Below are 14,631 nucleotides of genomic sequence, written 5' to 3'. Positions count from 1 at the left end.
TAATATTTTTTCCTGCGATTTATTTACTGCTGAATGGCAGGCGATGGCTGATAGGGAGGTTTTTCCTCCGCGAACATGGTGTCCTGATAATCTTTAACGATGTTGTACAAGGTATCCCGTTCCACCGGATGCCTTCCTGCCTGTTTAATCAATTCCACCAACTGCTGTGTGGAAAGTGAAGGGTGCTGATCTTCCGCTCCGGCCATTGCGTAAATCTTTGTAGAGTCATCAATGGTACCATCCACATCATCCACTCCAAAGTTCAGGAGCAGTTGCGTGGTATTTCTGCCAATCATCGGCCAGTATGCTTTGAGATGTGGGATGTTATCCAAGAAGATACGGGCCACAGCGTAACATCGCAGATCTTCTATCACCGCAACTTCGCGGATATGCGACATCTCATTGTCTTTATTCCGGAATTTTAGTGGGATGAAAGTATTGAATCCATGTGTTTTGTCCTGTAATTCGCGCAACCGGTTCATGTGATCAATCCGGTGAGCGTAATTTTCAATATGTCCGTACAACATAGTGGCATTGGAAGGCAACCCAAGCCGGTGAGCAGTTTCATGAATGGAAAGCCAGGTGGCAGATGAGGCCTTGTCTTTACAGATAATGTTGCGGATCTCTTCATCAAAAATTTCAGCTCCGCCGCCGGGAATGGAATCCATTCCATGCGCTTTCAGCGTCTTCAATCCTTCTTCAGTACTCACTTTCGCCTTGCGGAACATATAGTCTAACTCAACAGCGGTGAATGCCTTTACATGAATATCAGGTCGAATTTCCTTGATCTTGCTGATTAATCCGGCGAAAAAATGCAGGTTCATTTTAGGGTGAACGCCACCTACAATATGCACTTCGGTAACAGGAATATCCTGGTACTTGCGAACGATATGCAGCATCTGCTCTTCACTCAATTCCCAGGCATCCTGTTCCTGCTGCACCAATCTTGAATACGAACAGAATTTGCAATCAAAAACACATTTGTTGGTTGGCTCTATATGAAAATTGCGGTTGAAATAGGTAAAGTCGCCGTTTTTCCTTTCCCGGACATAGTTGGCCAGCGTACCCAACAATCCGAGTTCCGCTTCTTCATATAAGGTCAACGCTTCCTCCGTGGAGATTCGTTCCAGTCTATCCACTTTGTCCACGATAATGCGCAGTTTCTCCGGCAGGTTTAACTGGTTCCGCAATAGTTCAGATGATACTTTTGATTCCATCCTGATTAAATTTTCAAACGCTGCTGAAATCACCCTGTCAACTTACAGCTTCTTCTATCTGCATCTCTAAACCAATTGCTTCCTCATAAATTTCTTTCCAGCTATCGATTGCACCCCAGTTTTGCTGATCAACAATCACAGACTGCGCAGTGACTTCGCCCAACAAATTAAAATCAACATGCAGTTGCATCAATTGTTCAATAAATTCATCCTGCTTCTCCGGAGCAACGGACACCACTACCCTGCTTTGCCGTTCGCCAAAGAGGAATGCATCCTTGCGAAAAGCAGTATCAGTGGAAATATCAAACCCCATATTTTCCGGCATTGCTGATTCCAGCAGCGTTACAAACAGTCCGCCATCAGAGCAATCGTGCGCTGATTCAATCAACCGGTGTTTGATCAGGATTTGAATAGCCTGCTGCACAGCCACTTCTTCATCAAGGTCAAAATACGGGGCCGGAGAATATTTGATACCACATATACCGGCAAGATATTCGGATGAGCCAATATCATCACCTGATTCGCCAAGCAGGTAAATCAGGTGACCACTTTCTTTGAATGAAAGGCTCATACGGTCATCGATATCATCGAGAATTCCAACCATCCCGATAGTGGGCGTTGGGAATACCGGACCGTCATCGGTTGATTGATTATAAAAGCTCACATTACCGCCGGTAACGGGTGTGTCCAGCTTTTTGCATGCTTCACCCATTCCTTTTATCGCATGCACAAACTGCCAGTACACCTCGGGGTTATACGGATTTCCAAAGTTGAGGCAGTTGGTTACTGCGACCGGCTTGCCGCCAGAGCACACAATGTTACGGGCCGATTCACACACTGCAATGGCAGCGCCTTTTTCAGGGTCAGCAAACAGATAACGTGCATTGCAATCTACCTTGAGTGCAAGTGCCTTGCGCGAATCGCTGATTCTTACAATGGCAGCGTCGGATGGTGCATTGGTGGAAGTATTGCCGATGCCCACCATGGAATCGTATTGATCGTAAATCCATTTTTTAGATGCAATGTTGGGGCGGGCAATCAATTGCCTGGCGATGGCCTCCATATCTTCCGGTACATCAATATCATCAGGGTTGAATGATGCTATTTCACCTAAGTAAGCGGGAGCAGCGTATGAACGGTTGTAGACGGGTGCCCCGCCGCCAAGCACCAGTGAATCTGCATTTACATCTGCCACCAGAGTGTCGTTCATGTAATAGTGCAACCGACTACCTGCAGTTACCTCACCAATCTGAACACAATGAAGATCCCATTTTTCATAAATACCGAAAACTTCTTCTTCGCGCCCTTTTTCCAATACGAGCAACATGCGTTCCTGTGATTCAGAGAGCAGTATTTCAAATGGCTTCATATTGGCCTGTCGCATAGGAACCTTGTCAAGCTGAATTTTCATTCCGTGCCTGCCCTTTGCCGACATCTCAGCCGTAGAACAGATAATTCCGGCTGCACCCATATCCTGCATACCAATAATGGCACCGGTTTGAATAGCTTCCAGTGTTGCTTCTAACAACAATTTCTCCTGGAACGGGTCACCGACCTGCACACTTGGAAGATCTTCATGCGAATCTTCAGTAATATCCTGTGAAGCGAAGCTTGCGCCGTGTATTCCGTCTTTGCCGGTAGCCGAACCGACAATGATTACCGGGTTGCCTGCACCATAAGCAATAGCGGAAACCGTTTGCCCTATGCGTACTATGCCTACGCTCATGGCATTCACCAGCGGATTAGTATTGTAACAGGCATCAAAAAACACTTCGCCGCCAACTGTCGCAACACCAAATGCATTTCCGTAATCACCGATTCCTTTTACTACACCGCGCAACAGGTGCTTTGTTTTTTCTTCTTTCAAGTCGCCAAATCTCAAGGAGTTTAAAGCAGCAACAGGCCTGGCACCCATGGTGAATATATCGCGGTGTATGCCGCCTACGCCGGTAGCTGCGCCCTGGTAAGGTTCAATAGCGGAAGGATGGTTATGTGATTCAATCTTAAATGCACAGGCCCAGCCATTGCCGATATCGATCAGGCCGGCATTTTCCTCGCCTGCTTTCGCAAGTAATCCGGAACCTTCCCGTGGCAGGGTTTTCAGCCATTTGATAGAGTTCTTGTATGAACAATGTTCGCTCCACATGACAGCGTAGATGCTTATCTCTGTAAAGTTGGGCGTACGCCCCAGAATTTCATTAATGCGTTCAAATTCTTCCGGAAGCAGCCCGAGCTCACTTGCTATTTCAACGGTTACCTCCGGATCTTTCGCTGTTACATTCATAACTTTAAATTGCGCAGCAAAATTAGGCAATGAACAGTTACCTGTTGTCTAAAAATGTACACATGCCAATACACGGAATTCGGGTTATGCCAGACGTATCGGTACGTCTGCTTGACTGCAGCCTTCCTGATGTCCGGGGAATTCATCTTTAGTGCTATTGCAGTATCTCCGCAAGGATGGTAAATCAAGGCGTTCTGAACAGATTACCTGTTGATCAATGATTAGCTATATTTTTTGACTGGCTCATGCTGCAGATAACATTAAAAAAACTGTTCCCGTATTGCGCGACCTGTCTGCCTATTTCTATTCCTTAAAAACTTTTATGCCAGGCTGCTATGATGGTAAAACCACTTATTTTCAACTAAATCTTCTCCGACAATATTTAGCTTTGGCCGGCATAAACAGTCATCACTTATAAACTATAGCAACTTATTTGAGCAACACTTTAATTCCCGGCCATCCTGCTGTGCAAACGTTGATTCCATTGGAAGACTTCTTTCGTAATCCGGAGCGTACCCGTTATCAGCTGTCTCCGGATGGCAACTTTCTCGCTTACATGGCGCCATGGAAAAGCAGGCTGAATATTTATACCTGTAACCTGGAAACCAATGAAACATTCCAGGTAACAATGGAAGAGGAAAGAAATGTGTCCGGTTACTTCTGGGGCAGCAGCAACAAAATTGTTTTCCTGAAAGATAAAGGCGGTGATGAAAATTTTCATCTTTTCTCCGTAAACATTGACGGAAGCGATGTAAAGGATCTTACTCCATTTGATGGAGTAACCGTGCAGGTGATCGATGATCTTCCTGAGAGCGATGATGAATTGGTGATTGGCCTTAACCGGCGCAACAAAGAAGTTTTTGATGCTTACCGGCTCAATATTCACAGCGGGCAGCTCACCCTCGAAGCGGAAAACCCCGGCAACATAACCGAGTGGGTTACTGATCATCAGGGGCACATCAGGCTGGCGCTCACTACCGATGGTGTAAGTCAGAGTTTGTTGTATCGTCAGCGTGCAGCGGATGACTTCCGCATTGTTCAAACCACAAGCTTCCGCGAAACACTGCAGCCCTTGTTTTTCACTTTCGACAATGAGGCAGTATATGCATTGTCGAATATCGGCCGCGACAGAATGGCCATCGTGATTTATGATCCGCTAACGGGAAAGGAAAAAGAAGAATTGTTTCTGCATGGAGCAATGGATTTAAGCGGATTGAATTATTCACCCCGGCGAAAAGTACTCACCAGCTATAGCTATACTGACTGGAAGCGGGTAACCATCTTTCTTGATCCGGATACTGAAACTGTTTACCGGCGCATAGAACGTGAAGTGGACAATGAAGAAATAGCCATCGTTTCCCATAGTAAAGCAGAAACGCGTTTCCTGGTGAGAACACACAGTGATAAAACGCTTGGTGCATATTATCTCTACGATACAACTACGGAAAAGGTAACCCTGCTTGCAGAAGTTAGTCCATGGCTTAATAAAGATGCGCTGGCGGCTATGAAACCGGTATCTTATCAATCCCGTGACGGGTTGACCATTCACGGTTATTTAACGCTTCCCATTGACTCAGTTGGCAAGAAAGTGCCTGTTGTAATAAATCCGCATGGAGGGCCCTGGGTACGTGATACCTGGGGGTTCAATCCTGAAGTACAGTTTCTTGCAAACCGCGGTTACGGCGTGCTGCAGGTGAATTACAGGGGATCAACAGGCTATGGCAGAAAATTCTGGGAAGCGTCCTTTAAGCAATGGGGCAGGAAAATGCAGGATGATCTTACTGATGGTGTTGACTGGCTGATTGCTGAAGGCATTGCCGATCCGCGGCGAATAGCTATTTATGGCGGCAGCTATGGCGGATATGCAACGCTTGCCGGACTTGCTTTTACGCCGGATAAGTATGCCTGCGGTATTGATTATGTCGGTGTTTCCAATCTTTTCACTTTCATGAATACCATTCCACCTTACTGGAAACCTTACCTGACGATGATGCATGAAATGGTCGGCAATCCCGGCACTGAGGAGCAATTATTGCATGATGCTTCGCCGGTCTTTCATGCGGATAAAATCAAAGTGCCTTTAATGGTTGTGCAGGGCAGAAATGATCCGCGTGTCAATATCAATGAATCCAATCAGATAGTGGCCGCATTGCGAAAAAAGGGAGTGACCGTCAATTACATAGTGAAGGATAATGAAGGCCATGGATTTCACAATGAAGAAAACCGGTTTGAGTTTTACCGCGCCATGGAAAATTTTCTCCGATTATACCTGCAGCAAGCTGAATAAAGGAAAGCGAATACGTTTCTTTTGCCGCGCGGCATCTTTGAAGCAGCGGGAGTTTAACCGGATGCCTGTTTGAAAATAGATTCTATTCAATAAAAAAGCGAACCGACAAACAGTTCGCTTTTTTATTGCAAAGGCAACGAAAATCAGCTGAGATGCTTGTTGATGAGTTTCGTCATTTCAAACATGTTAACGGTTTTCTTGCCGCCAAAAACTTTTTGCAGTGCTGCATCCGCATTGATGTTGCGCCTTTCTTTGGCATCCTGCAGATTGTTCTTCTTAATGTAAGCCCAAACTTTCTTGGTGACTTCAGTACGGGGAAGTGGTTTTCCGCCCACGATGGGCTGAAGTGCATCGCTGATGTTCATGGCTTTCATGAAGGCAGCATTAGGCGTTCTTTTCGCCTTTGACTTTGGAGCTGCTTTTTTAGCTGCTTTTTTAGGAGCTGCTTTTTTCTTGGGTGCTGCTTTTTTAGCAGCTTTCTTTTTTGTTGCCACTGTTAGGTAATTTTAGGTTAACAAATAAAATTTGAGAGTGAAAAATTAGGTACAGCACTGATACTTTAAGAGTAAAGCGCATAAAAGTTATCAACAGGCAATTGTAAATTTCATAGGAGAAATTGATAAAATGGCGTTTGCTGTTCAAAGGATAAACGGGATAACAGCCTTTCTTTCCGCAGGATATTCAGGAAATTTTTCGTGGTACCAGCGATGATGTGCAATTGCACGGGGCAGCAGGTTTGCCACTGTCCAGATAAAGAATGACCATGCAGGAAGATTGCGGCACATCAGCGCAAACCCAAGCCACTCAAGCATTTCACCAAGATGGTTCGGACAACTGATCCAGCGGAAAAGCATTCCATGCGGTATGCGGTAGCCGCTTTCGGCGACTTTTCGAAGTTGAATCAGCGAGGTGTCGGCAGTCAGATTAATGAAGGCACCGGTAACGAAAACAACAAGTCCCAAGATGAAGCCGGGATCTGTTAACCAGGTGTCCTCATAGTGTGCGAAATTCCGGAAAAAGTACCCGATAAAAAATCCATTGATGAGATTGAAAACGATGGCAGAGAGCATAATTACCACAGGCATACGCTTTCCCTTTGTATGTATCCGCAACGGGAAAATCAGGCTGCGGTGAATATAATGCGCGCAAAACAATCCGGACAACACCATCACTGGTAATGCCACACCGGCATTGTTCACGAATGTCAATGTAAAAACAATAAGCAAAACCGGGACTTCCATCAGGAACCATGCAAGCCGGTTGCTGATCATAGGCCCCCAGCTTGTTTTGCTGAAACGTCCATAGGGCGCATTAATTCTGAGCAAAAACAGGAACGTCAGGACGCCAAGTCCGATCCAGATAATGTTTAACAAACAAAACAAATCGAAACTGATTACCGGTAATTTCATAACACAAGAAACTTATTTTTTTATACAGTCATGATCAATAAACCACTTGTACAAATCCTGCAGTGTTACGAATAAAGGCCTTGGCATAAACCCGAGTTCAGTCTTTGCCTTAGCAGCATCAATCTGCCTGTTCCCTTCGCTAAGCGCATCAATGGATTCACTGGTATACAAGGGAGGTTTGCCAGACAGGAACGAGGCAACCTTCATGAACGGCAGGCCTGTTCTTGCCAGCCAGGCAGGAATCAGAGGCGGATGAATGCTGCGTCCGGAAATTTCACCCAGCATTCCGGTTATCTCCACTATGGAATGCCATTTCCCCGACAATAAATAACACTCGCCCCTCCTGCCCTTTTGCAACGCACCGGTAATTCCTTTTACAACATCGCGCACATCCACAAAGTCGAACCCTCCCGGAATCAGGGCAGGTACTTTGCCGTTGCATAAATCGATGATTGCTTTCCCCATTAGCGATGGCCGGATATCAGGAGGTCCTACTACACTCGTCGGATTTACAACAGTAACATTTAATCCCTTCTCAGCAAAGGCAAGTGCAAGCAACTGCCCGTCGCGCTTCGACTGATCATAAGCAGGCGACTGCGCCGAAGTAAGCGTGCGCGATTCATTCAATACCTTGTCTGAAGGACGCTGCTGAAAAGCATGAATGGAACTTACCTGCACAAATTTCTTAACCCGGTGGTGAAGTGCAGCTTCCAGCATCAGCCCAACGCCATCTACATTTACCCTCCGCATCCTTCCGTCTTTATCACCGCTGATAGAAATAACAGCCGCTGTGTGGATGACAGCATCTGCTCCCGCCATCAATTGATCAACCGATGCCCGGTCAAGCACATCACCAGTCACTATTCTTAACGGCAAATGATCATGCAGGATATTGTGATTGTGTTGCAAGGCTGTTACTTCATACCCTTGTTCCAGCAAATCATGCATCAGCACATTGCCGATGTGCCCGGATGCGCCGGTAATTGCGACTCTCATTATTGAAATAATTTTATGACCAGGTCAGACTGAAAAAAAGTAATTATTGAAATTGCATATCCTGCCGGTTGCACGGATTCTTCATCAAAAAAAAACTACGTGAAGCAGGATGCAACCAGTATAGACAAATGTAACAATCGGGATTTTCATCCGCGTTTCATAAAATTGTTGCATGAAAAAGAAGTGAACGCTATTTTTGAAAATCAAAATTGAATAAAAAACTTTCAAACATATGAAGCGCCTCATCCAAAAGAAAGACGGTCTAAAAATCAAATCATTGATCGTTTGCCTGCTGGCTCTTTTTCTTGCTACAGATACAAGCGCTCAGCCGGCGAAAAAGGAAAAAAATGCTGCTAACACGGAAGCAGTGCGTAAACTAATTGAAAGCCGGCATTATACCTGTACGATGCGATCGGTAACACCTTCAGGTGGAAGAATGAAACAGTTATCGCCCGGTTATTCGGTTACGGTTGCCGGCGATTCATTGATCAGTAACCTGCCTTATTTCGGAACCTCACACATTCCAAGCACATCTTCCGGTGATGGTTATATGTTTACATCGGCAGCTATTGAATACGAAATAAGCAACAGGAAGAAAGGCGGATGGGACGTACGCATCAAAACGAAAGATCAGCAGGAGAACCCTGAATTCAGGATGACCATTTTTGAGGGCGGAAGTGCCTCTGTTTATGTAACAAGCATCAGCCGCAGTTCCATCTCCTATTCAGGCGAAATAGTGGCAAAATAGCATATAGCCATTGCGTTAGCATGGCTGCATATTCAGTCTGGCATCTTAATCAGCACGGCAGGAATTTTAGCATCTTCCACCATCTTGTTGAATGCCGGAATTTTTTCATTAAAGACTGAATTCATCTTGTCAAGCTGAACATCAATACGCCGCGAGATATCCTGAAATGCTTCTACCGAAGATTTTGTAGGCCTTACGTCGGCCGCCGCCACACCGGATGCGATGCCGGCGAGTTTATCATTTAACATCAGCGGGTTGGCAAGAATGTCCTGCGGAGCGCTTGCTTTGTATTGATACAACTGGCCTTTGATGGCTGTCAGTGAATCCACCAACGGTGCAGTATACTTTTTGAACTTTGCCGCCAGTGCGGTATCCTTGACACTTTCTGTGTAGGAGTTGATACTCTTGATTGCCCCGTTTATTTTATTGATGGATTCATGCGTAACTGAAAGCTTTTTATTGATCTTCAGCAGCAAGGCGAGTTGTTCTTCATATTCGGCATCGGTGATGGTAAGCCTTGGATCTTTGATGATCGAAAATGCCTGTTCACTCACCATGGAATCACCGATAAGCATCTTCACTGTATAGTTTCCCGGAATTGCCATTGGTCCGATCACACTGCCCGCCCACATCACATTCGTTCCTTCCACTTTGGTGGCATCAGGATAGCGCATATCCCAGGTAAACAGGTTCATACCGGAGTCAACCGGTAATACACCGGGACGCTTGATTTTCTTATCAGGAAAAAATTCCTTCGATATCCTGATAGGTTCACCTGATTTGTCTTTGGTGCTCGAATAGGTAATGATACTGTCGCCTGCCGCAGTGGTAAACTGCAACTTCAATTCCTTCGAAGGTTTATTCTTAAGATAATAATGTATCATCACGCCGGTCGGCGCGTTTTCACCGGTTTGCATATCGGCGGCATAGTAGCTTCCGCCTCCCACTTTGTACGTATCGCGCGGCTTAAGGAGCATTGCAGTTTTTTGTTTCACTTCATCATTCAACTGGTAAAGCGGTGAAAGATCATCCAGGATCCAGAATGACCTTCCATGTGTAGCCACCACAAGGTCTTTATCGCGTTTCTGCACCTGTATATCATGCACCGGTGAGTTGGGCAGATTGAGTTGCAGCGATTGCCAGTGATCACCATTGTCAAATGAAACATAAATTCCTGTTTCCGTACCGGCATAGAGTAATCCCTGCCTGTTCGGATCTTCGCGTATACATCTTGTATAACTGTGCTCGGCGATGCCCTGCACAATCAGTTTCCAGGTTTTCCCGTAGTCTGTGGTCCTGAAAAGATATGGATGTGTATCATCACTCTTGTATCTTGTTGCAGCTACAAAAGCAGTTGCCGCATCAAAATGCGAGGGTTCAATAATTGAGATCAATGCCCAGTCTGCCAGTTGTGACGATGGAACAGTTACATTGTTCCAATGCTGTCCGTCATCCGTAGAAACATGTATCAGCCCGTCATCGCTTCCTGCCCACAGCACCCCTTGCTTCATATACGATTCGGCAAAGGCAAAAATATCGGCATACACTTCGGCGCCGGTATTATCTTTGGTAATAGGCCCACCGCTCAGTGCAATGGTATGAGGGGCATGCCTTGTTAGATCAGGTGATATGATTTCCCAGCTATGGCCTGCATCAAAACTGCGATGCACATATTGCGAGGTTACAAATAATTCCTGTGGATTATGCGGTGAAGCGGTGATGGGGAACGTCCAGTTAAACCGGTATTGTTTGCTGGCGGCACTGCTGCCAATCCATGCTTCAGGATAAACAGAGATCACCTGGTACTGGTTGTTTTTTTTGTTATAGCGGCTCAGCTGTCCGTCATACTCACCGCCGTAGGTTATATCAGGATTTAAAGGATCAGGAACAATATAACCTGCTTCACCACCTGCAACCGGATACCAGTCGCTTTCACTGATACTATAATCATCTGACCTGCTCTTGATTTTAATGGAAGAGTTATCCTGCTGCGCGCCGTAAACGCCATATGGAAAATCATTGTCCAGGTTAACATGATAAAATTGTGCAGTAGGAAAATCAAGTTCCGAGAATGATTGTCCGCCATCGAATGTCACTTCGCCTCCACCATCATCGGCCTGTATCCAGTTGTTGCTGTTCTTCGGGTTCCACCACAGTTCATGATTATCTCCATGATGATTGCTGATCTGTGAAAACGTCACTCCCCCATCCTTCGATATCCACGCACTCACATTCAGTACGATTATGCCATCCGGGTTCAGCGGATCGGCATAGATCTGCGAAAAATACCAGGGTCTTTGACGGAGATTCTTGTCTTTGTTTATCAGCGACCAGTGTTCACCGGCATCGTCGCTTCTGAATAAACCTCCGTTTTCATTTTCCACCATGGCATACACCCGGTTCGGGTTGGTGGGAGATACAGCCACCGTAATCTTACCGAGCAGTCCTACCGGCATGCCCGGATTTTCTGAAATCAGGGTCCAGTGATCGCCGCCGTCATATGATTTGTACAATCCACTGCCTTTACCACCGCTGCTCAGTGAGTACGGTGTGCGGTGAGCCTGCCACAGTGAAGCATAAACAATGAGCGGATTAGACGGATCAAATTTTACATCATTACAACCGGTACTGTCATCTTTGGAGAGGATCTGCTGCCACGTGGCGCCACCATCCTTTGAGCGGTAAACGCCACGTTCCTTATTGGCGCCGAAAATTTTACCCATACAGGAAGCATACAACAGCTCCGGATGCTGCGGATGCACAATAATATTCTGGATAGCTCCTGATTTTTCAAGCCCAGAGTGCTTCCAGGTTTTGCCCGCATCCGTTGATTTATATATGCCATCTCCGAATGAGATATTTCCACGCATTTCCGCTTCTCCCATGCCGACATAAATAATATTGGGATCAGAAGGAGCCACGGCAATCGCTCCGACGGAACTTGATTTAAAAGTAGTGTCTGAAATACAAAGCCAGGTTTGTCCGCCGTCGGTGGTTTTCCAAACGCCTCCGCCTACTGCTCCAAAATAATAAAGCTGCGGATTATCAGCAACACCACAGACAGCCAGCGAACGTCCGCCACGCCATGGCCCAATCGACCGCCAGCGCATGCCTTGCATCATTATGGGATCGTAACCTCCCGGGTATTTGTCAGTAATCGCAGCAGATTTTCCTTTGGATTTTTGCGCAGTAAGGCGCGAGGAAATGAAGGTTAAAGACAACAACACTGCAAAAAAAATCAGCATTCTGGTCATACGGCGAAAGTATTTTATCGTAAATGTAGGAATGAAATGGAAAGACACAACGGTTATAGACCAAATAAGGAATTGCTGCGACAAAACAATATCAGATCTATGCCATAGTCATTCATATCTCCATGAATTCTATCATGAAAAGAATTGTCCGGCACAAAAAAATCAACAGACCGCTAAAACTATGCTGCTGAAGTTCATGATATGGCATAAGATTCGCGACAACTGATTTTTTCTCAGCCGGAGTAATAGCAGATCCGGCAATAAACATGACAATGGGATCATTATGTTGCAAATGAAGCGCTGCCTCCTTGCCTCCTTCCTGCTGTTGATCTGCACGCTGAAAGGAGTATCCGGGCCTCATAACGTCACTCAACTTTCCGCTTTTTACCGAAGCGGACAGGTATTCATCACCTGGCAGAATCTTCCGGATACACTTAATTATTATAATGTTTACCGGTCGGAATATGCCATCACTTCACCGCAACAGCTTAGCAAAGCAGAATACCTGGGTTACACCGGTTTTGCATCGGCCAAAGACCATCAGTTATCGCATCATGATGGTTATGATGAATATCTTTCTATTGACTCGGGAATGTCAACACTTGCGCCGGGCACCGGACTTTTTGTTGCCACCACATTAAAGGAAGGGAAATACTTCTATGCCGTCACCGTGATGAAAAACGGCATGGAAGAAAACCTGATTATTCCTGGGGTGAACAGTCTTAGTTCTGCCGTTACAGAAAAAGTTGCCAGCGCCCGGCCTGTTTACCAGCAATCACGCGCGATGCCTTATGGTACGGTGGAGATCTATACGCTCTTCACCAGTATGAAATACAGTGTAGACCAACCGCCAATGAACCGAGCCGGTTATTTTACCACCGACATTGCAGTAAACAGGAATCCGCATGCCGGACTTCAGCCGCTTCGCATAAAATTTCATGCAGGTGGCAGCGACTTCCTGACCACCGGGCTGGTGCCTGCTGCGGATGAGATTGTATTAAGTCCTGAAGACTTCTTTCCTTCCGTCAATAATGCTGCGTGGTGGGGCAGCAATGAAAATTTTGATCTGTTCAACGATGCAAATAATCAACTGCCTCCGCAATCCGGAGTCGATTACAACTATATGCAACAAAGCATAAACATCATACTGGATTGGGTGGAAATGACAATGCCTGTTGATACCAACAGGATATATCTTGAGGGGACATCCTTCGGCGCAATCGGTGCCTTCTTCTTTGCCATGACCTATCCTGAACGCATTGCAGCAGTGAAACTGACAGTAGGTTGTTTTAACCTTGCCTTTCAAAATGATTCAAACAAAGTATGCACCCTGAATACCGGCAATGGCAACCGGACTACAGGCGATAACCGCATGGGAACAGTGAGTGCCGGCCTGATGAGCAACCTTGGCTATCCTGTGTACAATTTGCTCGACGGCGGCTGGCTGGCGCATAATTTTGAGGCAAAAAGCTTTCCCGTCATTTATAGTATTAATGGAAAGCGTGATACGATGGTGGGCTGGACAGAAAAAACAATGTTTTACGATTCCGTGAATGCCTATCACCTGGGCGGCTACTTTTTTTTTGATAACCGGACCCATAGCGGGAACGGCTCAACCTGGAATGACAGCAACTTTGATATTTTCAGATATAGAAAAAACGCATCTTATCCCGCGTTCTCCGATTGCAGTATCAATGAAGACGCTGGAAATGGCAGCGCAGCAAGTGGTGCATTATTCGGCTCGGTGAACGGTTTTCTTGATTGGAAGGATGCAGTCACGGAATCTGCTACACAATGGTCTGCTACTGTATTTATTCGGGACCTGAAAAAATCTTCGGGTGAGATAGTGAAAGCGCCATCGTCCTGTAACGTCGGAATCACTCCGAGGAGGCTTCAGTTATTTTCACCCGAAGCAGGAGATGAAATCGCCTGGACTGTTTCGCATGGAGAACAGATTATCCAATCAGGGATGTTGTATTATGCAGGTGGATCAATTACTATTCCTGATGTAACGGTCTTTAAGGATTCGGTAAAAATTTCCATCGTCAATCTTACTCAGCAGGATGCAATCGGGTTTGACACAGCATCAATGCTGATTTATCCTAATCCGTTTTCCAGCACAACCAGCATTCGCTGGGAACAGACAACAGCAGGCAAATGCACCATCCGTATTTTTGATATCGGAGGCCGGTGGGTAAGTACTTTAGTGGATCAGGAAGTAGATACCGGTGCACACCAGGTTAATTGGAATGGTTATGACTATAGTAGCCGCATAATAGCCAACGGTATCTATTTTGTAAAAATGGAAACACAGGGTGTATCGCTTGTCAGGAAACTTATTGTACAACGGTAATAAAAAGTCTCATGCTGCAGGGATCAGCGTAACGTTACTGCGATGCACTATAAAGAATTCGCAGCAAGGTCTTAATTATATTG

9 protein-coding genes are annotated in these 14,631 nt (G+C 45.8%); 3 read left to right on the top strand and 6 right to left on the bottom strand.

Translation table 11 applies throughout. The features are described 5' to 3' along the window. Nucleotides 1-23: 23 nt before the first annotated feature. Nucleotides 24-1,217: an aminofutalosine synthase MqnE gene (gene mqnE / locus K1X61_15560; GenBank protein ID MBX7110066.1), complete on the bottom strand. Its 1,194-nt coding sequence runs from the start codon at nt 1,215-1,217 to the stop codon at nt 24-26. Between the two features lie 37 nt (nt 1,218-1,254). Next, the gene (purL, locus tag K1X61_15555; GenBank protein ID MBX7110065.1) at nt 1,255-3,501 is read right to left on the bottom strand and encodes a phosphoribosylformylglycinamidine synthase subunit PurL; all 2,247 of its coding nucleotides are present in this window, start codon (nt 3,499-3,501) and stop codon (nt 1,255-1,257) included. Nucleotides 3,502-3,934: 433 nt separating this feature from the next. Between purL and K1X61_15550 the strand changes: the two genes are divergently transcribed. Further along, nucleotides 3,935-5,788 (top strand): S9 family peptidase, encoded by a 1,854-nt coding sequence (locus K1X61_15550; GenBank protein ID MBX7110064.1) that lies wholly within the window; start codon nt 3,935-3,937, stop codon nt 5,786-5,788. 143 nt (nt 5,789-5,931) lie between these two features. Here K1X61_15550 and K1X61_15545 read toward each other — a convergent pair whose 3' ends face one another. From K1X61_15545 to K1X61_15535, 3 genes are all read right to left on the bottom strand, one after another. Next, complete coding sequence (locus K1X61_15545; protein ID MBX7110063.1) at nt 5,932-6,282, bottom strand: SWIB/MDM2 domain-containing protein; 351 nt, start codon at nt 6,280-6,282, stop codon at nt 5,932-5,934. Nucleotides 6,283-6,426: 144 nt separating this feature from the next. Beyond that, the gene (locus tag K1X61_15540; protein MBX7110062.1) at nt 6,427-7,197 is read right to left on the bottom strand and encodes a DUF1295 domain-containing protein; all 771 of its coding nucleotides are present in this window, start codon (nt 7,195-7,197) and stop codon (nt 6,427-6,429) included. 12 nt (nt 7,198-7,209) lie between these two features. After that, the gene (locus tag K1X61_15535; protein MBX7110061.1) at nt 7,210-8,193 is read right to left on the bottom strand and encodes an NAD-dependent epimerase/dehydratase family protein; all 984 of its coding nucleotides are present in this window, start codon (nt 8,191-8,193) and stop codon (nt 7,210-7,212) included. Between the two features lie 232 nt (nt 8,194-8,425). Here K1X61_15535 and K1X61_15530 point away from each other — a divergent pair, with 232 nt between their 5' ends. Beyond that, nucleotides 8,426-8,941 carry a DUF4251 domain-containing protein gene (locus K1X61_15530; GenBank protein MBX7110060.1) on the top strand — a complete coding sequence of 172 codons (516 nt, stop codon included), beginning with the start codon at nt 8,426-8,428 and terminating at the stop codon, nt 8,939-8,941. Between the two features lie 32 nt (nt 8,942-8,973). Here K1X61_15530 and K1X61_15525 read toward each other — a convergent pair whose 3' ends face one another. Continuing rightward, entirely contained in the window at nt 8,974-12,195 is a 3,222-nt protein-coding gene (locus K1X61_15525) for a hypothetical protein (protein ID MBX7110059.1), read from the bottom strand. A 292-nt stretch (nt 12,196-12,487) separates the two neighbouring features. Between K1X61_15525 and K1X61_15520 the strand changes: the two genes are divergently transcribed. Beyond that, on the top strand, nt 12,488-14,548 hold the full coding sequence (locus K1X61_15520; protein MBX7110058.1) for a T9SS type A sorting domain-containing protein: 2,061 nt from the start codon (nt 12,488-12,490) through the stop codon (nt 14,546-14,548). Nucleotides 14,549-14,631 lie beyond the last annotated feature (83 nt).

It is taken from the genome of Chitinophagales bacterium, from assembly GCA_019694975.1.
Taxonomy (GTDB): Bacteria; Bacteroidota; Bacteroidia; order Chitinophagales; family UBA10324; genus JACCZZ01.
The sequence above is the reverse complement of the archived record's forward strand: the minus strand, read 5'-3'. Positions and strand labels throughout refer to the sequence as shown.

What these genes read in the sequence shown, in the direction of transcription:
- mqnE (MBX7110066.1), bottom strand. Translation starts at nt 1,217, where the DNA reads ATGGAATCAAAAGTATCATCTGAACTATTGCGGAACCAGTTAAACCTG.
- purL (MBX7110065.1), bottom strand. Translation starts at nt 3,501, where the DNA reads ATGAATGTAACAGCGAAAGATCCGGAGGTAACCGTTGAAATAGCAAGT.
- K1X61_15540 (MBX7110062.1), bottom strand. Translation starts at nt 7,197, where the DNA reads ATGAAATTACCGGTAATCAGTTTCGATTTGTTTTGTTTGTTAAACATT.
- K1X61_15535 (MBX7110061.1), bottom strand. Translation starts at nt 8,193, where the DNA reads ATGAGAGTCGCAATTACCGGCGCATCCGGGCACATCGGCAATGTGCTG.
- K1X61_15530 (MBX7110060.1), top strand. Translation starts at nt 8,426, where the DNA reads ATGAAGCGCCTCATCCAAAAGAAAGACGGTCTAAAAATCAAATCATTG.
- K1X61_15525 (MBX7110059.1), bottom strand. Translation starts at nt 12,195, where the DNA reads ATGACCAGAATGCTGATTTTTTTTGCAGTGTTGTTGTCTTTAACCTTC.
- K1X61_15520 (MBX7110058.1), top strand. Translation starts at nt 12,488, where the DNA reads ATGAAGCGCTGCCTCCTTGCCTCCTTCCTGCTGTTGATCTGCACGCTG.